Source organism: Flavobacterium sp. 1 (assembly GCF_002797935.1).
Lineage (GTDB): Bacteria > Bacteroidota > Bacteroidia > Flavobacteriales > Flavobacteriaceae > Flavobacterium.
Genome location: NZ_PGER01000001.1, coordinates 474,984 through 498,836 on the forward strand (window position 1 = coordinate 474,984; position 23,853 = coordinate 498,836).

At 35.9% G+C, this 23,853-nt stretch carries 11 protein-coding genes; 9 read left to right on the top strand and 2 right to left on the bottom strand.

Annotation, left to right across the window (positions count from 1 at the left end; translation table 11 throughout):
• Positions 1-304: 304 nt before the first annotated feature.
• The gene (locus CLU83_RS02160; RefSeq protein WP_100430101.1) at positions 305-1,030 is read right to left on the bottom strand and encodes a DUF4386 domain-containing protein; all 726 of its coding nucleotides are present in this window, start codon (positions 1,028-1,030) and stop codon (positions 305-307) included.
• A gap of 138 nt (positions 1,031-1,168) precedes the next feature.
• Positions 1,169-1,729, bottom strand: a complete 561-nt coding sequence (locus CLU83_RS02165) for a 2'-5' RNA ligase family protein (RefSeq protein ID WP_100430102.1) — start codon at positions 1,727-1,729, stop codon at positions 1,169-1,171.
• A 304-nt stretch (positions 1,730-2,033) separates the two neighbouring features.
• On the opposite strand from CLU83_RS02165, the gene CLU83_RS02170 reads away from it, so the two are divergent.
• The 9 genes from CLU83_RS02170 to CLU83_RS02210 all read left to right on the top strand — a co-directional run bounded on the left by CLU83_RS02170 (position 2,034) and on the right by CLU83_RS02210 (position 23,753).
• Positions 2,034-6,107: a hybrid sensor histidine kinase/response regulator transcription factor gene (locus CLU83_RS02170; protein ID WP_100430103.1), complete on the top strand. Its 4,074-nt coding sequence runs from the start codon at positions 2,034-2,036 to the stop codon at positions 6,105-6,107.
• 825 nt (positions 6,108-6,932) lie between these two features.
• Complete coding sequence (locus CLU83_RS02175) at positions 6,933-8,327, top strand: hypothetical protein (protein WP_100430104.1); 1,395 nt, start codon at positions 6,933-6,935, stop codon at positions 8,325-8,327.
• Positions 8,328-8,467: 140 nt separating this feature from the next.
• Entirely contained in the window at positions 8,468-11,500 is a 3,033-nt protein-coding gene (locus tag CLU83_RS02180; RefSeq protein WP_100430105.1) for a TonB-dependent receptor, read from the top strand.
• An 11-nt stretch (positions 11,501-11,511) separates the two neighbouring features.
• Positions 11,512-13,119, top strand: coding sequence for a RagB/SusD family nutrient uptake outer membrane protein (locus CLU83_RS02185; RefSeq protein ID WP_100430106.1), 1,608 nt, complete (start codon positions 11,512-11,514; stop codon positions 13,117-13,119).
• A 1-nt stretch (position 13,120) separates the two neighbouring features.
• Complete coding sequence (locus CLU83_RS02190; RefSeq protein WP_100430107.1) at positions 13,121-14,764, top strand: glycoside hydrolase; 1,644 nt, start codon at positions 13,121-13,123, stop codon at positions 14,762-14,764.
• A gap of 190 nt (positions 14,765-14,954) precedes the next feature.
• Positions 14,955-17,783, top strand: coding sequence for a LamG-like jellyroll fold domain-containing protein (locus CLU83_RS02195; RefSeq protein ID WP_100430108.1), 2,829 nt, complete (start codon positions 14,955-14,957; stop codon positions 17,781-17,783).
• A gap of 117 nt (positions 17,784-17,900) precedes the next feature.
• Positions 17,901-19,484, top strand: a complete 1,584-nt coding sequence (locus tag CLU83_RS02200) for a glycoside hydrolase (protein ID WP_100430109.1) — start codon at positions 17,901-17,903, stop codon at positions 19,482-19,484.
• A 189-nt stretch (positions 19,485-19,673) separates the two neighbouring features.
• The gene (locus CLU83_RS02205) at positions 19,674-21,518 is read left to right on the top strand and encodes an NPCBM/NEW2 domain-containing protein (RefSeq protein ID WP_100430110.1); all 1,845 of its coding nucleotides are present in this window, start codon (positions 19,674-19,676) and stop codon (positions 21,516-21,518) included.
• Between the two features lie 18 nt (positions 21,519-21,536).
• Positions 21,537-23,753, top strand: coding sequence for a family 43 glycosylhydrolase (locus tag CLU83_RS02210; protein WP_100430111.1), 2,217 nt, complete (start codon positions 21,537-21,539; stop codon positions 23,751-23,753).
• The last annotated feature ends 100 nt before the right edge of the window (positions 23,754-23,853 follow it).

A 23,853-nucleotide genomic window follows, 5' to 3' on the forward strand; every position in this document is an offset into this window, starting at 1 on the left:
TGTGTGATCTCTCCTTCGTCGAGATGACAAACTTGGTGGATAATTAATTTACTATTTCGTATTATAATTTTAGTGGGCGACTGGTAATTTGAAAATCTTCTGTTTTATTTAGAAGAGAATTACTGAACGTGAGTTCTTAGTGTGATTCCTCGTACCTCGGAATGACAAAAAAAAATGATTAGCTGGAGTTAGCTCTAAAAATTACTATTTGTTAATTAAATTTTGAACTTATTTTATTCCCAAATCCGTCTAAAATTGATCAATTTCTAAAGAGAATTATCTGATCGATTGAAAAACACTCCTTTTATAAACTTTGATTAACTGCAGTTTTCCAGATTGGCAGATTTACTCCTTTAAAAATTAACCATAAACTAAGTGACAGTTCTGCAATAAAACACGGCATTAATAATGCAATACTTGAAAATTGTGGAGCAAGAAGAAGAGCAAAACTATTTGTCAGATAGCACAAACCCGCAATAGACATTAGAACTCCAATTGTTTTTGGGAAATAACCAGATTTAAAAAATAAATATCCTTCAAAAAGACAGACAAATCCAAAAAAGATTAATCCGATTCCAAAACCAAAATCATGTAGTTTAATCGAAAGATAGGATAAAGCATGAAGTTGGTCAGGGCTAAATGATTTTAAGTATTCGGCATCTCCTAAGAAAAATAATGCTGCCAAAAGATTTAATTTATTGATTACCAAAACAGCCGTTTGAATTAAATTAAAACACAAGTTAAGTAAGGCAAGTTTTCTGTTTACGGGTCTAAGCAGGTAATACAGAATTATCATTACAGGCAAATCGCAAATATGCATAATCAAATCGCCGCTAATGCCAAGACGCCACAGAAATTCAGAATTAATGATATTGTTTGCAGTGGCTGTTACGTCTCCATAAACAATTAATTTATTTCTAACCAAAAGTTCTCCAAATACGCCTGCTATTATAATTGTTAGATATAGTATTCCAGCTATTCTTGTATAAAGTTGTGGTGAATCTTCGAAATTTTTGAGGGAAAGTTTCATATTTGGTGGTTTAGTTCAAAGTAAGACGTTCAATATTTAAAATTGTTACTGGTAGTGTTTTTTTTAGACTTTATTCAAATGATTAGCTTGGACTAATATTTTTTTAAAGGCAAGAAAAAATGAAAAGTTAAATAGCTCCTAAAAAAGCGTTCCCTGTATTGTTTCAGGCTGTGGATTGCTGTTGAACGGAAAAGTATCGGTTACAAAAAATTGCTTTATGTTCTCATCAAATTGGCGCAAAACCACTCTGTCACAAACAAAATGCAAATCGATTGCGGTAAATAACTGATTCGCTTTTATTAGATTTTCGGGACTTAATCTTCGGGCAATGGAGAGATGCGGACTGTTGCTTTTTTTCATATCCTGAATTTGAAGAGATTTGTTAAATCGTTTCATAATGTGTTTCAAATCCTTTTTTGAATCGTTGTCAGGAGCTATAAAAAATGCGCCGTTTGAAAAGGAACCAAAGCCGTTCAAGTGTACTGTAGCGGGAATCAAAAAATCACATAGTGTGCTTATTTGCTTTTTGATGGATTCAATTGCTGTTTCGGTTGCTTTAAATTCGCAGATGGTAATGTGTCCTACGGAGTTTTTGCTATTATACCAGCCCACTTCGTTAGCCAGTTGTTCTTTCATGGATTTGACCAAAATGAGAATGTCCTCCGGAGGATGAATAACTAGGGAATATAGCTTTTCCATGTATTTTTTTTTGTAAAAATAAAAATTTCTGTCATTAAGTTAAAAATTTAAGAAAATTCTAAGATTTATTTTTTAAGTATCTTAGTATTCTTATAAAAGTATAAGACAGGATATGGAAGATTTGTTTAAAGCAGCTTTTGTTTGTTTTTAACTCAAATACCAACTAACTTAGCGTGCTTATTTTAATAAAAAAGAAACAATTTATAAGCATTTTGTTTCGCTGTTTTTATTTGTTATTGGTAAATTTGGACCGTTTAATTGTGTTTTTTACACGTATTAAAAATTAATTCTTAAACCTACTTTCTTGAAGAATTTTATACTGCTTTTTATACTGTTACTGGCTTTTTCTTTGACTGGTTTTTCGCAAGAATACTCAGTTAAATTTCTTGATATATCTGATGGATTGTCTAATAATTCGGTTACAACAATTTATCAGGACAGTGATGGTTTTATGTGGTTTGGCACTTATGACGGATTAAACCGATATGACGGTTATAATTTTAAAGTGTACCGCAATAAGATTAATGACAAAAATTCCTTGTCGTTCAATACTATTTATAATATTGAGGGCGATTCTAAAAAAAATATATGGGTTGGCGGTGCAAACGGAGCATGTGTTTTTGACAAAAGAGAATCTGTTTTTCATCCTCTTGTTTTTGTTTCAAGAAACAATACTGCTCAAGTCTTAAAAGATATAGTTCATCAGATTCGGTCTGTTTCAAAAGGACAGGTGTTAGTAGCTTCACAAAATTTCGGAGTGCTTATTTACGAAGAAGGATCCTATACCGGAAAGAATCTCCGTCTTGAACAATCCAATAAACTGCTATACAACTATAATGCTACGGTTCTTGAAAATGATCCAAAAAATAACCGTTGCTGGGTATATGTAAGAAATGTGGGTATTTGTCAGTACAATTATAATTCAAAAAGATTGAGGGTAGTGTATTCGTCTTCAATGGAAGCAAAATGCATGAAGCTTTCAGCAGATGCGGTTCTTTGGCTGGGAACAGATGACGGGCTGTATTCTTTTGACACACGTACTAATTTATTATCATCCAATTATTTGCCGGTTAACTGTACGGTGACCGATATTCATATTGACAAGAAAAAAGAAGTGTGGGCAACTACAGATGGACGCGGTATTTATAAAGTGACTGGTGAAAATAAAAAAGCAGTTCCATACAGCTTGGCCAAAGGCAAACAGCTTGTGAAGAGTAATTCGATATGGAGCCTGCATGAAGATGTTTCGGGAAATATGTGGATTGGCACTTTGCGTGGCGGTATAAGCATGATAGGCAATAGTCCAAAATACTTTAAAAATATTAGATATAATGAAAAGGACAGCGATCCTGCCGAAAATTTTATACTGTCTTTTTGCGAAGATGAAAAAAAGAATCTGTGGATAGGAACTGATGGGGCAGGTTTGAAATATTGGAACAAAAAAAATAATACCTATACAATTTATAGCACTTCAGCGGCTTCGTCTCATAAAATCAGCAGTAATTTTATTACCGGAATAATAAGGGATAATAATAATGAGATCTGGGTGTCAACTTGGGCTGGAGGTATAAACCGTATCAATCCTGTAACCAACAGTATTACACGTTTTTCATGTTATAACCCATTTACCAAACAGATTGAGAAAAATATCTGGTTTGTCTATAAAGATTTTGATGGGGATATTTGGGCCAGTGCGACCAATGAAGGCTCTTTGTATTTATTTGACAGGACTAAAAACAGTTTTGTGCTTTTTAATAAAACCATTGATAATCTGCAGTGCCTTATTGAGGCGAGTGACGGTAAGTTTTGGGGCTGTAATTATACATCGTTATTAGCTATAGATAAAAAAGACAAAAAATACAAGAAGTATCTCATTGGGAATCCTATAAGATGCATACATGAGGATAAAAACAAAAATCTTTGGCTGGGTACACAAGAAGGAGGATTACTGCTGTTTGACCGAAAAACAAATAAGTTTAAAAGACTGACTACAGATGATGGTTTGCCTTCCAATACGATTTTGAGACTGCTGGAAGATAAAGACGGGAATTTATGGATGAGCACTTACAACGGAATCTGCCGATTTGATAAAAAAAGTAAAACATTCAGGAATTTTTCGGTCAATGATGGACTGCAAAGCAATCAGTTTAGTTTTAATGCTGGTTTAAAATTATCTACAGGGGAATTTCTATTTGGGGGAATAAATGGTTTCAACTCCTTTTTTCCAGAAGATATAAAAGAGTTTAATCAGAAGAATAATTTACTGCTGACTGATTTTTATTTAAATAACCAGCCTATAGAAGAAAGTAAAAACGAATTTATTTCGGGATGGGATTCCGGCAGAATCAAAGAAGTGGATCTGCCTTATGATCAGACTACATTATCGATAGAATTTGTGGCATTGGATTATAATAATGCCGATAAAATTAATTATGCCTACTACTTAGACGGTTGGGATGACCGATGGAATTATGTGGGTCAGGCTCGAAAGGCAAATTATGCAAAACTGGCAGAAGGCAAGTATGTTTTTAAAGTTAAAACAACAAATTTTAGAGGAGGCTGGAATAAAGAGGAAAGTCTTATTACGGTTATTGTTTCACCGCCATGGTATAGATCGTGGTGGGCATACAGCTTTTATTTATTGGCGGGAGCAGGAATTATTTATGGCTACATCAGATACAATAAAAACAAAGAAAAATTAAAGTATAAAGTAAAAATTGCAGAATTAGAAAGAATCAAAGAAAAGGAAATTGCCGAGAAGCAGTCATCAATGTTCACGTACATTTCTCATGAGTTCCGCACGCCTTTGTCATTGATTATAAATCCGTTAAAAAAGGCCATTAAAAATGGTCATACCGAAAATAGTTCTTCGGTAAGTGATTTAGTAATTGCGCATAGAAATGCTAAAAGGCTTTTGAGTTTAGTAGATCAGCTGCTGCTTTTTCGCAAAGCTGAAAATGATGCCGATGAACTCAAGATGTCTGTAATAAATGTGAATAATCTTTGCTATGAAATACATCAGTGTTTTGTAAATCAGGCAAAGGACAAAAATATTGATTATACTTTCCAGATACCGGAAAACAATATTGAAATAATAGGTGATTACGAAAAAATTGAGATTTCCTTGTTTAATTTGATTTCCAATGCGTTCAAATTCACCCCAGTTGGAGGAGAAATCAGCCTTAATTTATCTGAAACTGAAACCGATGTAATTATAGAGGTTTTGGATAACGGGACAGGAATTGCAACGAATGACTTGGAAACTATTTTTGAGAAATTTAAAAGAGTGAATTCCAAGGTTCCCGTTGGCGGAAGTTCCGGTTTTGGAATAGGGCTTTACATCGTTAGATATTTTGTCGAAAAACATAAAGGGACAGTAAGCTGTACCAGCGAAATAGGAAAAGGAAGCACATTTAAATTAACTTTCTTAAAAGGGCAGGATCATTTTGATGATCTGCACATTAACATAGTTACTCCAAAATTGAGCCCGTTAGTCGAAGAATTAATGACAGACGATATTGAAGAGATTACTGATGTTGCAGTGCAATCAGTTTCTGAACATGAACTGCACAAAGTGATGCTGACTGATAAAAGAACACTTTTGATTATAGATGACAATACGGATATCAGAAATTATTTGATTCGTCTTTTTTCGGATACTCATATAATATATAGTGCAGATAATGGGGAGGAAGGTTTAAAATTGACCAAAAAACACATGCCGGATTTGGTTATCAGTGATATCGCTATGGATGTGATGGACGGACTTGAATTATGCCGAAAAATTAAAGAGAACAGTAGTCTGTCTCATATTCCTGTAATATTGTTAACCGCATCCAAAAATCCAGAAACACATCTGCAGGGAATAAGTGATGGAGCAGATGATTACATAACCAAGCCATTTGATGATGATTTGCTTGTTGCCCGTGTTGAATCATTATTAAAAAGCCGCAGTAATTTAAGAACGTATTTTTTGGACAGTATTACTTTAAAAGAGAATACCCAAAAGGTTCCTGCCGAATACCAGGAAATTCTAAAAAAATGTATTCTTATTATAGAGACCAATATTCACAAGCGTGATTTTACGATTAAAAATTTTGCTGCCGAAATGGGAATGAGCCATAGAACGCTGTATACTAAAATTAAAATCATTTCCGGGCAAACCCTAAATGCATTTATACGTTCTATACGTATAAGAAGAGCAGCGATGTTAATGCTTACCGAAAACATGAATATTGCTCAGGCAAGTGTTGAGGTAGGTTTTGAAGATCCAAAATATTTCAGACAGCAATTTGTCAAGCTTTTTGGAATAACGCCTTCAGAGTACATCAAGAAATACAAAAACTCTTTTAACTCTGATTTAAATATTATCAACTAATATTTAAATCGGAGGGGAAGTAATTCCTAATTGTATTTTTAAAGATTTCATTTCACGATTTATTTTTTGATTCCGTTAAAATAGTGATGCATCATTTAAGTATGAAGGTAATTATAACCTTGTTTTTTCAAATTTATATCATTATTTCAAAAATATGAATCTGGTGAAAGTGTAAAACAATAATTACATATCATTTAAAAATAAGCTGTTATTTTTTATCATTTCGTATTTTTATTAGTTAAAAAATATCTAATTGCAATTTTACCCTCCTTTTTTTTCCAATTTACCCCTCCTAAAACTTTGGAAGTAGTCATTACTTTGCACTTATAGTTACTACAACGTTATATTATTATCAATTTAATAAGTTTTGTTAATAGTATATTTTAGGAGTACGTTAAATAAAAATAAAAATCGTTTTCGTAACCTATAATAAATTTTGAATCGATTACCAGAATCTGTCAAAGGATGGAATATTAAAAAGGAATACTTAATTAAAAACATTATTTGTATAATCTGTTAGCAACTTAGTTTATCAGCTCTATCAAATATTTTTTTCTTAAAATTAAAAAATGTAAAATAAACACTTATAAATAACCAAAAACCCTAACAATTAATCTAAAAAAACCCGTATGAAAAAAAACAAAAAAAATTTCCTTACAGCAATAGTTTATTGCAGAATATTGAGGAACACTTAAAATCAAAAAAGTTATTGGATCCCATAATTATTTTTTGATTTATTAAATCCGACAAAAACAATCCGTCTTGTTTATGTTTAAATAATTACAAAAAAAACAAAACCAATAAATAACCTTTAAAATTAAAGAAATGAAAAAAATTAAATTTTTATTTTTTCTTGCTTTTTTTGCAGTCCTTTTTACAGGATGTCAAGATAATAAAGACGATTTTCCAACATCAGAAAAACCTACGCTAGCTGTAGGCACAACAGAAATATATGGTGCTCCTAACAGAAAATTTGAAATTAAAGCTGCTTTGGCTGATGATTTAGGATTAAGAAGTGTACGAATTCAAATACCGGAACTGTCGTTAGATAAAGTAATCTCATTAGGAACAGAGCCTTTGGTAACAACTTATGATTTGAGCTACTTTTTTGAAATCCCTGCTGATAGAGGAACATCAGAGGCTTTTAAAATTAAACTGACAGTAACAGACGTTTCTAATAACTCAGTTGATCAGGATATTAATCTGCGTTTAGACGGAGAGTTTGATGCTCCTGCCATAACAATGATAACTCCAAAAGAAGGAGCTGTTGTTTTATTGTCAACAAGCAATAAAATGCCTGTGAATTTCACTGTTAATGATAATTCAGGTATCGATTTTGTTCAAGTAAAATGTGTTGCTTTAGGTATTGATGAAACAGTACAATTAACAGGTTCGCCTCAATCATATACTTTCAATAAAACGTATACATTGCCGGTAACTGCCGCTAATTATGTATTGACAATTACTGCAAGAGATAAATTTGCGATACCAAACACAGGTACATTAAATATTAATGTGGTTGCTACCAATGAGTATCCTGCTCTTTATTTATGTGATCAGCCAAAAGGTACAAATCTTACTACAGATGCCGTTGGTGTTCCAATGTATTTCCATGACAAAAACGGACAGGATTTCGAATTTAAATATTATGCTGATGCTGATAATAAAGAAGTTTATTTCTTAGGGCAAGAGTCTGATTTTGCACCGCACTGTTTTGGATTGATCGGAGGAAACTTAAAAGATGATGTTGCTTCGGCGCCAATTGTTCTGCCTACAAAAGGATACTATAAAATAAAAGTAAATCCAAATACATTAGCTTATTCAGTTACAAAATATACGCCAACAAGTAAAGTTTGGGCTGATATTGCAAATGGATTATGGCATGATGATGAAGCGCAAAGAAGACCTTTCGTAAGTATTTGCGGAGGCGGTATCAAAGATGCTAACTGGGATACATGGAATGCTTGGGTTCAAACAGGACTGCACTTCGCTAATAATCCAAATAATCCATATCAATTAGTTGGAGAATGTACTCTAACAGGAACTATGGAAGCTACTTTTACTGGTCAATGGTGGAATCCTTCATGGAGACTGATTAAAAATGGTATTGCAACTATGTCACCGGGTGAAAACGGTAATGCGAAATATCCAGCAGCTCCAGGTGTGTATAAAGTTGTTATTGATACTGAACTGGAGAGAGCTTTCATAACAAAAAAATAATTTGTTATTGCCTTGTTATAACATTAATAAATAAAATATCAGAATATGAAATCGCCATTTAAAACAAATTTGCGGAAGCAAATACCGATAACAAAAAAGGCGACACCATATATGACCTCTAATAATTAAATTTAACATATATGAAATATAGATTTATATGGTTATTTATAGCCGTGTTGTGCAGTGCTGCAACATTTGCTCAGATAACAGTAAAAGGGACTGTTAAGGACAAAAGTGCCTTGCCGGTACCAGGTGCGAATATCATTGTGAAAGGAGCAGGAACTTCTACTTCTACTGATTTTGACGGTAAATATTCTATTGTCGTTCCAAATAAAGACGCTCAGCTTCAATTTTCTTTCATCGGTTTTACAACCAAAACAATTACAGTTGGAGACAGGACATCACTAGATGTTGTCTTGGAACAAGTGGGACAAAACTTGGATGAGGTGGTAGTTGTTGGATATGGAACAATGAAAAAGAGAGATGTAACTACTTCAATTTCTTCTGTAAAAGGGAAAGAACTTCAAACAATGACAGTAGGTAATGTTACCGAATCACTGCAGGGTAAAGTGTCTGGTGTACAAGTTACAGGACAAGGAGGTCCAGGAGCTCAGCCAAGAGTATTGATTCGTGGTATTTCTACCCTTAACCTTAGCACGGATCCTCTTTATGTTATTGATGGTGTCCCAATGGGAACCAGTATCAACTTTTTGAGTAACAATGAGATTGAATCTATGGATGTGCTTAAGGATGCTTCTGCAAGTGCTATTTATGGTTCTCGTGCTTCAAACGGTGTTATCCTTATCACTACCAAAAGAGGTAAAGTTGGAAAACCTAAGTTTAATGTTGATTTAAGCAATGGTTTCCAAATGATGGATAATCCGTATAATATGTCAAGTGCTGAAAGCTATGCGACTATTATGAACAAAGCATATACTAATTCTGGATATTCTGAGTATTTGCCAAATGCTGAGCAATACAGAGGTAAAACTACTGATTGGTGGGGTACTGGAATCAAAAAAGCTTCACCAGTGACAAATGCTTCTATAGGAGTAACTGGAGGTTCTGAAAAAAATACTTATGCTGCAAGTTTGAACTATTATAAATCGGACTCTTTTTACGGAGTTGGAGGATGGGAAAGAATTACTGCAAGAATTGCTAATGATTTCAAATTTTCTGATAAAGTTTCTGTAGGCATCACTTTAAATCCGCGTTTTGAAACTTGGGGTTCACCAGGGAACTGGGCTGATTTTGATAAAATTGATCCAATTACGCCAATTTACAAACCAGCAGATCAATTGAATGGAACGGAAAATGAATACAGCATCTATGCGCGTTCTCCATCGTTTGTTTGGAATCCTGTTGCCTCAGTAGCGAGATACGATGACTATACCGATCAGTATAATTTGAATACCAATGCATATTTACAATATGAACCAATTAAAGGTTTGGTTTTCCGTACACAAGGATCTATTGAAGTAGGTGATAAAACACAAAGTATTTTTAGACCGGACTTCGTAATTGATGCAGCACACGAAAAAGCAGAAATCAATAGTGTTGAAAGAAAAAACACTACTAATCATGACTGGACTTGGCAAACGACAGCGACCTATAACAAAACATTTGCAGAAAAACACAATGTTTCTTTGATGGTAGGAGCTACAATGGAAGAGTACAATGGGAATGATGTTTGGGGTTATGGAGAAGGAGTGCCAAATAATTCTGATTTGATGAGAGAGGTTAATGCAGCTACTAAAAACCGTAACAGTGGAGGAAATAGCTGGTCTAGCTCTTTGCAGTCATATCTTTCACGTCTTTCTTATAACTACGACAGTAAATATTACTTGACTGGTTCATTCAGACGTGATGGTTCTTCAAAATTTATGGCTAATAACAAATGGGCAAATTTTCCTGCTGCTTCTGCCTCTTGGAGAATTTCTAATGAAGGATTTATGGAAAACACAAAGTCTGTAATAAATAATCTTAGTTTAAAAGCAGGATGGGGTAGAGTAGGAAATCAAAATTTACCAGACGCTGTTTATCAGTCAAATATTGGGCAAGGTTATTATGTTATTGGAGGTGAAGTTGTAGATACTTCTTATCCTTCTTCTATGGCTAACAAAGATATCAAATGGGAAACTGTTGAAGATATGAATTTTGGTCTTGATTTTGGATTGTTTAAAAACAAATTTTCTGGAACATTAGAATACTATGAAAAAACAACAAAAGATATGTTGTTCAAGAAACAGTTTCCAACTTACAGTGGATTTCCAGATTATTCAACTATGTGGACAAACGTTGGTTCTATGAAATCTAATGGTATTGATTTGCTTTTGTCTTATAAAGATAAAAAAGGTAATTTCTCTTATGGTGCAGATTTTACTTTTACGACTGTTAACGTTGATATGATTTCATTATCAGCTGATGGTGAAAAGTTATATGGATCTAGTAACAGAACCTTAACTGTTGAAGGTGATGAACCTGGATACTTTTACGGATATGTAGCTGATGGTTTGTTCCAAAATCAAACAGAACTGAATTCTCATACAGATAATCATGGAACTAAATTGCAACAGTATGCTCAAGTGGGAGATATCCGTTTTAAAGATGTTAACGGTGACGGTAAACTGGATGATAAAGACAGAACAAAAATTGGTTCTCCATGGGCGAAATACACAATGGGATTGAATTTTAATTTTGCTTATAAAGGGTTTGATTTGATTGCTAACTTCTATGCAAGTATTGGAAATGACATTGTAAATCAAAATATTTCTGACTTATATAATGGTGCTAGCTTGACTAACAAAGTTGCAGGACTTGAAGATATGGCTTGGCATGGAGAAGGAACATCTAATTATGTGCCTCGTCTGTCTAAAAATGACAACAACGAAAACTTTACAAAATTCTCATCATTGTATGTTGAAGACGGATCATACATGCGTATGAAAAACCTTCAGATTGGATATACATTCCTTAACCAATTTGGATTGGACAGACTTAGATTGTCTATATCAGGTCAAAATTTATGGACTGTAACAAATTATACAGGTGTTGACCCTGAAGTTGCAGGAGGAGATCCTGATAAAGGAGACAGAGTTAAAGGAGCAGGTTTTGGAGGATGGAATTATCCAGTGCAGCCAACAATATTGATGGGGCTTAATGTAGGATTTTAATAAAAAAGAACATGAAAAAAATAATATTATCAGTACTAGCTTTTGCTGTATTTGCAGTTTCTTGTGAAGATTTTATCGATAAAGAACAAAGAGGAAAGCAAACTTTAGAGAACTACTTTCAAACAGCAACAGAATGCGAAAACTATGTAAATGAATTAACGCACAGATTATTGCTGACAAATGATTGGTATGCATTACTCGCGCCAAGATTGACAAACGAAACAGCTACAGATGATGCTTGGATGGGTAATACAGGACAGGACAGCGGTGCTTTCAGACCTTGTGCGCAGTACATTGTTACGCCTGAAAACATGGGATCGATGAACAGTATTTATACAGCTCATTATTATACCATTCAATCGGCTAATACTGGTTTAGAAAAAATGGCTTTGTCACCGCTTTCTGATACGCAGAAAAATCAATATGTAGGTGAATCATTGTTTATTCGTGCCTATTGCTACTATGAATTGGTAAATCTTTTTGGAGATGTTCCATTATATACAACATCTCTTGGAACTGCTGATTTGAAATTACAGCGCAGTCCTGCTGCTACTGTTTATGCTCAAATTGAGGCCGATCTTAAAGAATCTGCAGCAAAATTAGAAACTATTCCAGTTGACAGAAACGGAAGAGTAAACAAATGGGCAGCTTATGCTTTATTAGCTCGTGTATCTTTGTTTCAAGGAAAATGGGCCGAAGCAAAACAATATTCAAACAAAGTTATTACTGAAGGGCCTTACGCTCTTGAAGCAGATTTCTTGAACATCTGGAATGTGAATAATCACAATGGTGTTGAATCAATTTTAGAGGCTCAATCATCTTCTGTACAGGATAAGAATTTAGGATCCATGTTACCTACTTTCTCAGGAGCAAGAGGCGAAGACAAGAAAAATTTCCCAAGCAATGATGCTAAAGATGTTATTGACGGCTGGGGATGGTGTATGCCAACCAGCGACTTGGAGAATGCTTATATTTCTGAAAATGATGTGATACGCCGCAGAAGCACAATCACTAAATGGGGTGAAGCTGCTTATGGTGATGAGGTGCTGAACCCAACGCATAAATTCAGTTTGAACGATAATAAATCAGGACGTATCTGCCGTAAATATTATATTCCTATAGCGACTCGCCGTGCTTTGGACAAAAAAGACGGTAAATTACCATTGAATGTGCCATTGATTCGTTTGGCCGAAATGTATTTGACAAGAGCAGAAGCAGCTTATCAATTAGGTGATGCTGGAGGAGCTTTGGCAGATATCAATATTATCAGAGCCCGTGTAAAACTTGACGCTAAAGTAGGTATGGCAGGTCCAAATTTATTGCGACAAATCTATAAAGAGCGTCGTTTAGAATTGGCTTTCGAAGGATTACGTTTATTTGATATCCGTCGTGAGAAAGATCCAAGCACTGGAAGACCGGTTATAGAGTCTTTGATGGGAGCCAACGGAACTTTTGTTAAATACAACTTGAGTTCTACTGATCCTTATGAAACTACTAATTTGAAAGAAGCGCAAGACAAAGGAATCAATTTTAACCCTGCTAAAAATTTATTATGGCCAATTCCTCAATTGGAAATAGATTTAAGTGGTGGTTTAATTACACAAAATCCTGGTTACTAATATGAGTAATATTAAAAACTATAAAGTAAGCCTGCTATTTGCGGGCTTGCTTTTAATCAGTTCACCGTTCATTAGCTGCAGTTCTTCTGATAATACAGATGATCCACAGCCTGTTAATCCTACCACAAGAGATCTGAATGTGAATCTTGATGCAAATCTTCAGACAATGGAAAGTTTTGGAGCATCTGATGCTTGGCAGTGTAATTTTATTGGTAAAAACTGGCCTCAGGATAAAAGAAACAATATCGCTGATTTATTATTCAGTAAAGATGTAGATGCTGATGGAAATCCAAAAGGAATCGGATTGTCATTATGGCGTTTTAATCTTGGTGCTGGAAGTACAGAGCAGGGGGATGCAAGTGATATTGGAGATGAATGGAGACGTACCGAATGTTTTACTGCTGATGGTGTTACTTATGATATGACCAAGCAGGCTGGACAAATATGGTTTATGAAAGCGGCTAAAGCACGAGGAGTTGAAAAGTTATTGGCTTTCGCCAATAGTGCTCCTGTTTATTTAACGAATAATGGTAAAGCACACGCAAGCATTAAAGAGTTTTACAATCTGAAAGACGGTAAAATGCCTGAATTGGCAGATTTTTGGGTGAATTCAATTGATAAATTGAAAACAGTTCATGGTTTGACAATCGATTATATCAGCCCTTTCAATGAACCGCAATATGAGTGGGACGGAACAAACCAGGAAGGTTCGCCTGCTACAAACGCAAATATTTACAATTTGGTATCTGTTTTATCTCCAAAACTGCAGACAAAAGGACTTAGTTCCCAAATTGTTGTAGGAGAAGCAGGAGCTTATGAGCCATTGTATAAAACGGTGAGCAGTACAGCCAGCAGATCGGGTCAGATTGATTATTTCTTTGGACCAAATTCTACAAAAAATATTGCTTCAATGAGCAATGTGAAGAAAACAATATCTGGTCACAGTTATTGGCAGGCTTGGCCATTGAATGAGCTTATTACATCAAGACAATTGGCCGCTTCAAAAATTATGACAGCTCCGGGACTTAGTCTTTGGTCTTCTGAATATTGTGTTCTTGAAAGCCCTGGAACTTCTGAATTGATAGGCGGTGGTGGTCCTGGAAGAGACTTGGGAATACAGTTAGCGCTGTGGACAGCCCGTATTATTAGTACAGACATTTCTATTGGAGGTGTTACTTCATGGCAGTGGTGGACAGCAATTAGCCGTGGTGATTATAAAGACGGTCTGATTCACGTAGATGACGGCGCATCGAAAGGAGCCGGAAATGCTAATTATTGTAAAAATGACGGTTTCGTTAGGGAATCCAAAACTCTTTGGGCTTTAGGGAATTTCTCATTCTTTGTCAAACCGGGAATGGTACGAGTTCAGATCCCAGGATTGGATAATGCTGCAGCAGCTACTGATGTAATGCTCACTGCTTACAAAGATGCAACTGCTAAAAAACTGGTAATCGTTGCTGTAAATTTCAGCAGTACTGCCAGAACGTACAAACTGAATCTTTCAGGAGGGACTCTGACTAACAATAAATTTACACCATATACGACTTCAGATACCAAAAGTCTGAAAAAAGGAACTGATGTAGATGCGACAAGTTTTGAGATAGGAGCAAGATCAGTTGTAACATACGTTGGTAGCTACAAATAAAATGTTTTTTGGATAGAACTTTGTTTTGCTTTTTTTACCCCTAATTTCATGAATTAGAGTTGTTAGGGGCAAAAAAGGCAGGGCAAAAAAAAAGATATATAATTAGCTGTCATATTGTACATGCTATTTGTGAGCTGCAATTTGCATGGATCTGATATAAGTTAAAATAAGTGAAAAACAATTGACAATCATGAGACAAAAATATTTCCTATTAGGGGTTTTATTGTTAGGATTTGGAATAATAAACATAAATGCACAATCTAGCACAAGTGATAACTTAATAGCACAGCCTATTACAGATAACACAGTGCCATTTAGTGTTTTGGATAATGGTATTTCAGCTCCTGTTACATGGGGACTTGATACCGCTTGGCCTGATGAAAATAATATGCGTAGAGGCGTATCTTTTATGGGCAAAGAAAATGTTGATATTGTAAGAATATCATTTCAGCCTACTCGTGAACTGGTTAATGGTGAATTTCAAAGCGGAAACTATGTAGGATCGGATGGAAAAACGTACAGCAGTCAAACAGATTGGCTGGACAAACGTCTTGCTCTTGTGGCTTTGACAGGAGAAAACACAAAAGTGGCATTCAATTGTGACCATCCTTTTGTAGCTTCTTGGTTTAGTCCTGCAGACCGTGCTGTGTATGCTGCACGCTGGGAACAGCTGATTTACGCAAGTACAAAATATGCTCAGGGAAAAGGGAGAACCGTAGTATCTGTAGCGCCCTTTAATGAACCAGATAATGGATGGGGGCAGGGTACTGTTTCAAACTTTAATGATATTGCTGCTCGTCTAAAGACTAACCCTTATTTTTCTGCTATCCGTGTTTCGGGAGGAAATACGCTCAATTGCGATCTGGCTCATAATTGGTATGACCAGTTAAAGTCTAATTTAGATGAAGGAAACACCCATCAGCTTGCCGGTGGATTTGATGGTTATGCAAGTTTTTTTGAGAAAGTCCGAAGTGACGGCAAGCATGCTACCGCAGATGAATTACACAATGTAATGGAAGCAATAGTTGGTATCCAATACGGTATGCAGACTGGAATATGGTGGGGTACTGCCGAACTTGCAAGAGGTGAATTTGTAAAAGCAAGCCGAAACGGAAAACGATTGGCTTATGCAGAAAATCGTCCAAAGTGGACAGCCGCCGCAGTTTATAAAACAAGCCAAGGCAACGTACAGGCATTTGGAGGAACTTCTGAACGACAGGCTGTAGCCACTTCGTACCGTTTTATATCAAAAGACAAAGAGGTTTATTTTGATGGTTATGGCCCACAACGTGAATATACGATGCAACTGCCCGGGGGTACTGGCTACCAAAAGGGACAAACCAATGCCGAAAGAGTTGTTAATATTACTTGGGGTGATGATATACAGCCGGTTATTAATGGCCGTTATATATTAGTAAATCGCAAAAGCGGAAAAGTATTGGAAGTAGAGAATGGCTCTTATAATGCAGGCTCAAACATTCGGCAATACAATTATAATTCAAGTGTAGCATATCAGCAATGGAATGTAACTCCAGTCGATTCTAGGATTGGCGGTGATTTCAGCTATTTTACAATAACTGCACAGCATAGTGGCATGTCTCTGGATATCTATAATTTTTCGTTAGAAGATGGGGGAAATATTGTTGTTTGGAATGATCTTAAATCGGCAAACCAGCAATGGTATTTGGATTATGTCGAAGATGGATGGTTTTATATTCACAGCCGATTCAGTGCAAAATGTCTGCAGGTTGCTAGTACAGGCGATAATATTGAACAATCCGAAAAATCTGGCGGGACTCAGCAGCAATGGCGTTTAATCCCTATTGGTGTTCCTATAGATTTTGTATCTCCTAGTGCTCCAGGTAATTTGACAGCCACAGCTAATACAGCATCTATTCGGTTAGACTGGACGCCTAGTACGGATACAGATGTTGCTGGCTATACAGTTTTTAGAGCCGAATCGAAAGGTGGATCTTATAATACAATAGCTCGAAATATAAAAACAACTTCTTTTGTTGACAATACGACTGCTACAGGGAAGCCTTATTTTTATGTAATCAAAGCAATAGATAATTCGTTGAATCGTTCTGTTTATTCGAATGAAGCTTCGGCTACAGCCACAGGCAATAAAGATATTATAGCACATTTTCAATTTGATGATAATACATTAGACAAAACTATTCAATTAAACCACAGTGCTTCATACGGTGATATTGCCTTTGTTGAAGGAAAAATAGGCTCAAAAGCAATTTCGTTGAAAGGCACTAATGGTTTCCTGCAGCTTCCAGCTAATGTGGCTAATCATGATGACAGTACCATCGCAGCATGGGTAAACTGGAAAGGCGGAAATGAGTGGCAGCGAATTTTTGACTTTGGAAATGGTGTGGATGAAAATATGTTTTTAACTACCAATGCTTACGGCGGTAATTTACGTTTTGTAATCAAGAATGCAAATGGTGAGATCCAAATGGAGACTGCCAAGTTAGCCACCTCTACTTGGGTACATGTTGCTGTAACAATAAGCAAAACACAAGGTTTAAAAATGTATGTTGATGGTAAATTAGTAAAACAGCTGGATAACTCCACTGTCAGTCCAAATGATTTTAAGCCAATTCTTAATTATATCGGCCGCAGCCAATATACTGCTGATCCATTATTTAATGGCTCTATAGACGATTTCAGGATTTACAATTATGCATTATCTGAAAACGAAATAGCAGCTCTGGTTACTAACAATTTAGGTGTAGATTCTAATGAGATGAACAAAGGCGGGTCGGCGAATGTGTCGTTATGGCCTGTTCCTGCTAATGAGGTGCTATCTATGGGGCTTGCAGAAATGAATAGTACTGCATCAGCTCTTGTTGTATATGATATGCAAGGAAAAATTGTTATGAACAAAACGTATAGTGATAGTAAAAATATTGAACTGGATACTTCTTATCTTCCATCTGGCACTTATATACTGAAATTGAAAAATGACGAAAAATCAGTAGTCAAACAATTTATTGTAAGGCATTGATTTTTGCTCAGATTATGATATTTTTTACAGATTCTCCCGCAAGTTAAAAAGCAAAATCTCCTGCCGGTTATCGTAAAAACTAATAATAGTTATAATATTAATACAAAGAATAAAAAAATGAAAAAGGTATATGTTTCGCTTGTATTGCTAATGAGTATGCACTCTTTTGCACAGCGAACAATTAGCATTAGTACCGATAATGTAGTACAGACCATGGATGGATTTGGTGGTTCAGATGCTTGGAGATGCCAATTTGTTGGCAAAAACTGGCCAGAGCAAAAAAAGAACGCCATTGCCGATTTACTGTTTAGCAAAGAAATTGATGCCGAAGGTAATCCTAAAGGAATCGGACTTTCTATCTGGAGATTCAATCTCGGGGCAGGGAGTACTGAACAAGGGGAAAACAGCAGGGTATCTGATGAATGGAGACGTAGTGAATGTTTCCTGAATGCAGATGGAACCTATGATTTTTCAAAACAGGAAGGGCAAAGATGGTTTTTGCAGGCGGCCAAAAAACGCGGTGTGGAAAAGTATCTGATTTTTACAAACAGTCCTCCGGTTTATATGACAAACAACGGATTGTCTTTTGCAACTCAAAAAAACAAACTGAATCTGAAAGAAGGATCAATTCCAAAATTCGCCGATTTTTTTGTAAAAAGCATTCAGGGATTAGAGAAAAAGGAAGGAATTAAGTTTGACTACGTGAGCCCAATAAATGAGCCTCAATGGGAATGGATGCCCAATAATGGCGATAAAAACAGCCAGGAAGGAACGCCTGCTACCAATCAGGAAATTTACGATTTGACAAAGGCGCTTTCTGAAAAATTAAAAGCTCAAAAAATGAGCACAGAAATTGTTATTGCCGAGGCGGGACAAATCAATTATTTGTATGAAAATGTAAATGGAGAAAATCGTGACAATCAGATCGATTACTTTTTTGGTGATTCAAAAACCAATATTTCAAAATTGCCGAATGTAAAAAATTCCATTTTGGCTCACAGTTATTTTACAACTTGGCCTGTTGATAAACAGGTTTTAAGCCGAAAATTGATTGCTGCAAATGTTAAGCAGCATCCGGGTTTAAAATATTGGCAGTCGGAATACTGTATTTTAGAAAATCCTGGAGAAGCTGAAATCCCAGGCGGAACTGGAGGCGGCAGGGATTTAGGTATGCAGACAGCTTTGTTTGTGGCTCGTTTGATACACAATGATATTGCCCTTGCTAATGCGGCTTCATGGCAATGGTGGACATCAATTACCCGTGTAGATTATAAAGACGGCTTGATTTATCTCGATGATGGAAAAAGCAAAGGAGGAACAACACCTGATTATGTTCGAAATGATGGAGAATTTCATGATTCAAAACTGCTTTGGGCTTTAGGAAATTATTCATTGTTTGTGCGCCCGGGAATGCTAAGAATTGATGTTCCTAATCAGGATGAATTGGGAGCTGCTAATGATGTGATGCTTACAGCTTATAAAGATACTGCAAATAAAAAACTGGTTGTTGTTGCTGTAAATTGTGGCAAATCGGATCAGAAGTATGCTTTTAATTTAACAAAAGGAACGCTGAAAAATAATGAGCTGACTCCGTATGTTACTTCCGAAAGTTCCAATTTAAAAAGATTCGATATTCAAAAGATTGATAATTTGGTAGTTCCGGCGAGATCAGTTGTAACATTCGTGGGAGAATTCAAATAAGGTATAATTTAAGTTTATTTTAAAGTTTTCAGATAATTGAGGGATTCATAATTTGTAGACTTTTTTTATAATGTTGGTTTGTTTGGATATATTTTTTCAGGTACATTTACAAATGTATAAAAAACACTTATTTAATAATTTTTTTGCTTGAAATCAATATTTAAACAATTACAATAAAAAATAGCACTAATGATTCGATATAAATTTCATAAAACGGCAGTTTCTGTTTTGTTTTTTTTAATAATTGGCCACATTGTTCAATCCCAAACTAAAACCGAATTCCATAGTTGGGCCCCCCAACCACCTATGGGATGGAACAGTTGGGATTGCTTTGGGCCTACAGTTACTGAAGCAGAGGTAAAGGCAAATGCCGATTATATGGCTAAATATTTAAAACCCTATGGCTGGGATTATATTATAGTCGATATCCGATGGTATGTAGGGAACGACAAAGCACACGGATACAATGAAAAAGATCCTGATTATGTGATTGACCAATATGGCAGATTTATGCCTGCCGTAAACCGTTTTCCATCCGCTGCGGGAGGAAAAGGGTTTAAACCATTGGCAGATTATCTTCATAAAAAAGGATTGAAATTTGGAATTCATATCATGAGAGGTATTCCGGTAATTGCTGTAAAACAAAACATTCCTATAAAAGGGACAAAGCTGACCGCCAGAGATATTTATTCGGATAAAGACCAGTGCAGCTGGTTGCATGATATGTACACCATTGTTCCTGATAAACCGGGAGCTCAGGAATATTACAATTCTCTTTTTGAATTATATGCTTCTTGGGGACTTGATTTTGTGAAGATAGATGACCTTTCTTCACCTATTTATTTTGAAGGCGAAATCGATATGATCCGTAAAGCGATTGACCGTACCGGACGCAAAATTGTATTGAGTACTTCGCCAGGCGAAACTCCTATTGCACATGCTGATCATGTTCAGAAAAATGCCAATATGTGGCGTACCGTTGGTGATTTTTGGGATAGCTGGCAACAGTTAAAAGATCATTTTGAAGTATTTGAGCGTTGGAATGCGTGGCGTACTTTTGGAGCCTATCCTGATGGCGATATGCTGCCCATGGGCCGTATTGGCATTAGAGCCGAAAGAGGAGACCCGCGTATGACTTCTTTTACTAAAGATGAACAATATACTTTAATGACCTTATGGACAATCTTTAAGTCACCATTAATGTTTGGAGGGAATCTTCCTGATAATGATCCTTTCACACTTTCTTTACTGACGAATAAAAATGTCCTAAAAGTTCTTAACGAAAGTACTAATAACAAACCTCTTTTCACGGACAAAGACAAAGCCGCTTGGATTGCAGATGAACCAGGAACAGGAGCTAAATATTTAGCGGTTTTCAACACAGCCGATCAGCACTTGATAACTGATGAAAAAGCAGTTTGGAACAGCGGATTGATTTCCAAAACAACTTCAGGTCAAAGTACCACAGTTGATATTAATATCTCGGGTGCTAAAAAGTTGTATTTGGTTGCAAATGACGGAGGTGATAAAACCGACTGGGATCACGCCAACTGGATAGAGCCAACTTTATATAATGATAAAGAATCGATTAAGCTTACTGATATAAAATGGAACAGAGCAACAGCCGGATGGGAAAAACCAAGAGTTGGCAAAAGTGTTTCAGGCAATACGCTTACCGTGAATAAAGTTAAATATGAAAACGGAATTGGCACACATTCTAATTCAATTATAGAGTTTGATTTACCGGAAGGCTATACTCATTTTAAGGCTCTTGTAGGATTGGATGAAGCTTGTGTGACCCAAAATACCGGAGCAACGGTTAACTTTTTTGTATTTACAGAAAATCCTTCGGGACCGATGCCTCCGCCAAGTGCAAAAATTTCTGTCAATCTCAAAAACATTGGACTTTCTGATGAATATATAATCACCGATTTATGGTCGGGTAAAGTGCTTGGTAAATTCTCTGGTGAGTTTGCACCTGAAATTAACAGACATGGAGCAGGGTTATACAAAATTGTCAAAGTATCAAAATAGTAATTTCATAAAAAAAGCATGAACTATATTTCAAAAATAGCTCCGAAAAAAAGAAATCCATACCAATGCATTGTTGTGTTATTGGCACTGATAACTCTGGGAACAGCCAATGCGCAGCAGACTTCCAAAAAGAAATCTGCTAAGACGGAACTAAAGAGTTCTAAATTAAAAACAACTGCCTATTTATTTGCCTATTTTACTGGTAATTCAGGTAATGAAGAAGCAATCCGTTTTGCGGTGAGTAATGACGGCTATAATTTTAGAGCATTAAATGACAATCAGCCTGTAATCGATTCTAAGCAGATCAGTTCCACTGGAGGCGTGCGTGACCCTCATATTTTGCGGTCTGAAGATGGTAAAACATTCTATATGGTTGCCACAGATATGACTTCGGATAAAGGCTGGGATTCTAATAGAGCAATGGTTTTATTAAAATCAGCTGATTTGATAAACTGGAGTTCTGCTGTTATTAATATTCAGAAAAAATATCCAAACAATGAAAATCTAAAACGGGTTTGGGCACCGCAAACTATTTACGATTCCCAAAAAGGAAAGTACATGATTTATTGGTCGATGCAGCACGGAAACGATATTGACAAAATTTATTACGCTTACGCAAATGCTGATTTTACTGATTTGGAAACCGAACCAAAGCAATTGTTTTTCAGCCCGACAAACGGAGCCTGTATCGATGGTGATATTGTTTTCAAAGACAATAAATATCATTTGTTTTTCAAAACCGAAGGAGCAGGAGCAGGCATAAAAGTTGCCGTATCCAATAAACTTACTGAAGGTTATGTTTTGAGAGATAAATATGTGCAGCAGACCAAATATCCAGTAGAGGGCGCCGGAGTTTTTAAACTAAACAATTCCAACGATTATATCTTGATGTATGATCTTTATACCAAAGGGAAATATCAGTTTACAAAAACGAATGATTTTGAAAATTTCTCAGTGATTGATAATGCAATTTCGATGAATTTTCATCCGCGTCATGGAACGGTTATGCCAATAACGGCAAATGAATTGGCACGATTGGAAAGCAAATGGGGAAGTGCAAAAGATATTTTGAGTTCTGTTGAAGCTATAGCTATTAAGAAAACCAATATCAAAGCAGATGATGACGCAAAACATGTTCATCTGCCTGTAAAATGGGGAACAAATCTATCGTCATTTAAACCTGATTTTACAAAGTTTTCCGGAGTTACTGTAGAGCCAAAAACAGCTCAGAATTTTACAAAAGGAGCTGTGAAATATACAGTTGCAATAGAAGGACAGCAATCAGAGATTTGGTCAGTTACCGCTGCAATTGCCAATAATCCTGTTTTGAACGGTTTTTATGCCGACCCAGATGTTATGTATTCTGAAAAAACATCCAAATATTACATCTACCCAACAAGTGATGGATTTAATGGCTGGTCTGGAACTTATTTCAAAACATTTTCTTCGCCTGATTTGGTGAATTGGACAGATGAAGGGATTATTCTGGATCTCGAAAAAGATGTGACTTGGGCAAATAGAAACGCTTGGGCTCCTTGTATTACTGAGAAAAAAGTTGGAAACGATTATAAATATTACTTCTATTTTACCGCAGCTCAAAAAATTGGAGTCGCAGTTGCTGATAAGCCTGAAGGGCCATTTGTTGATTCAGGAAAACCATTGGTAGACAAATTGCCTAATGGAGTTTCAGGAGGACAGCAGATAGATCCGGATGTATTTACCGATCCTCAAACGGGCAAAAGCTATTTGTATTGGGGTAACGGCTATATGGCTTGCGCTGAACTTAACGAGGATATGATTTCGATTAAATCTGAATCGGTTACCGTGATGACTCCTGATGATACTTTTCGTGAAGGTACTACTGTCTTTTTTAGAAATGGAAAATATTATTTTTTATGGTCAGAAGAAGATACCCGCAGTGAAAATTACCGTGTGCGTTATGGAATTTCCGATTCTCCTACCAGTAAAATCACTATCCCGAAAAACAATTTGGTCATAGCCAAAAACAAGGAAGCCGGCATCTATGCAACTGGTCATAATTCAATTCTTCAGATTCCTGGTAAAGATGAATGGTATATCGTATATCACCGCTTTAATTATCCAAAAGGGATTACCATGGGGGATGCAGCGGGATTTAACAGGGAAGTCTGTATTGATAAAATGGAGTTTGACAAGGACGGAGCAATTCTTCCTATAACACCGACTCACGAAGGGATTAAGCCTTTGAAAAAATAGCTTTCTCATAAAAAAAACATGATGATTTAACTGAATAGAGGAACTCTCTAATAGGCTTTTTATGCAAAAAAAAGCGTTAGATATCATAAACGAATGAATA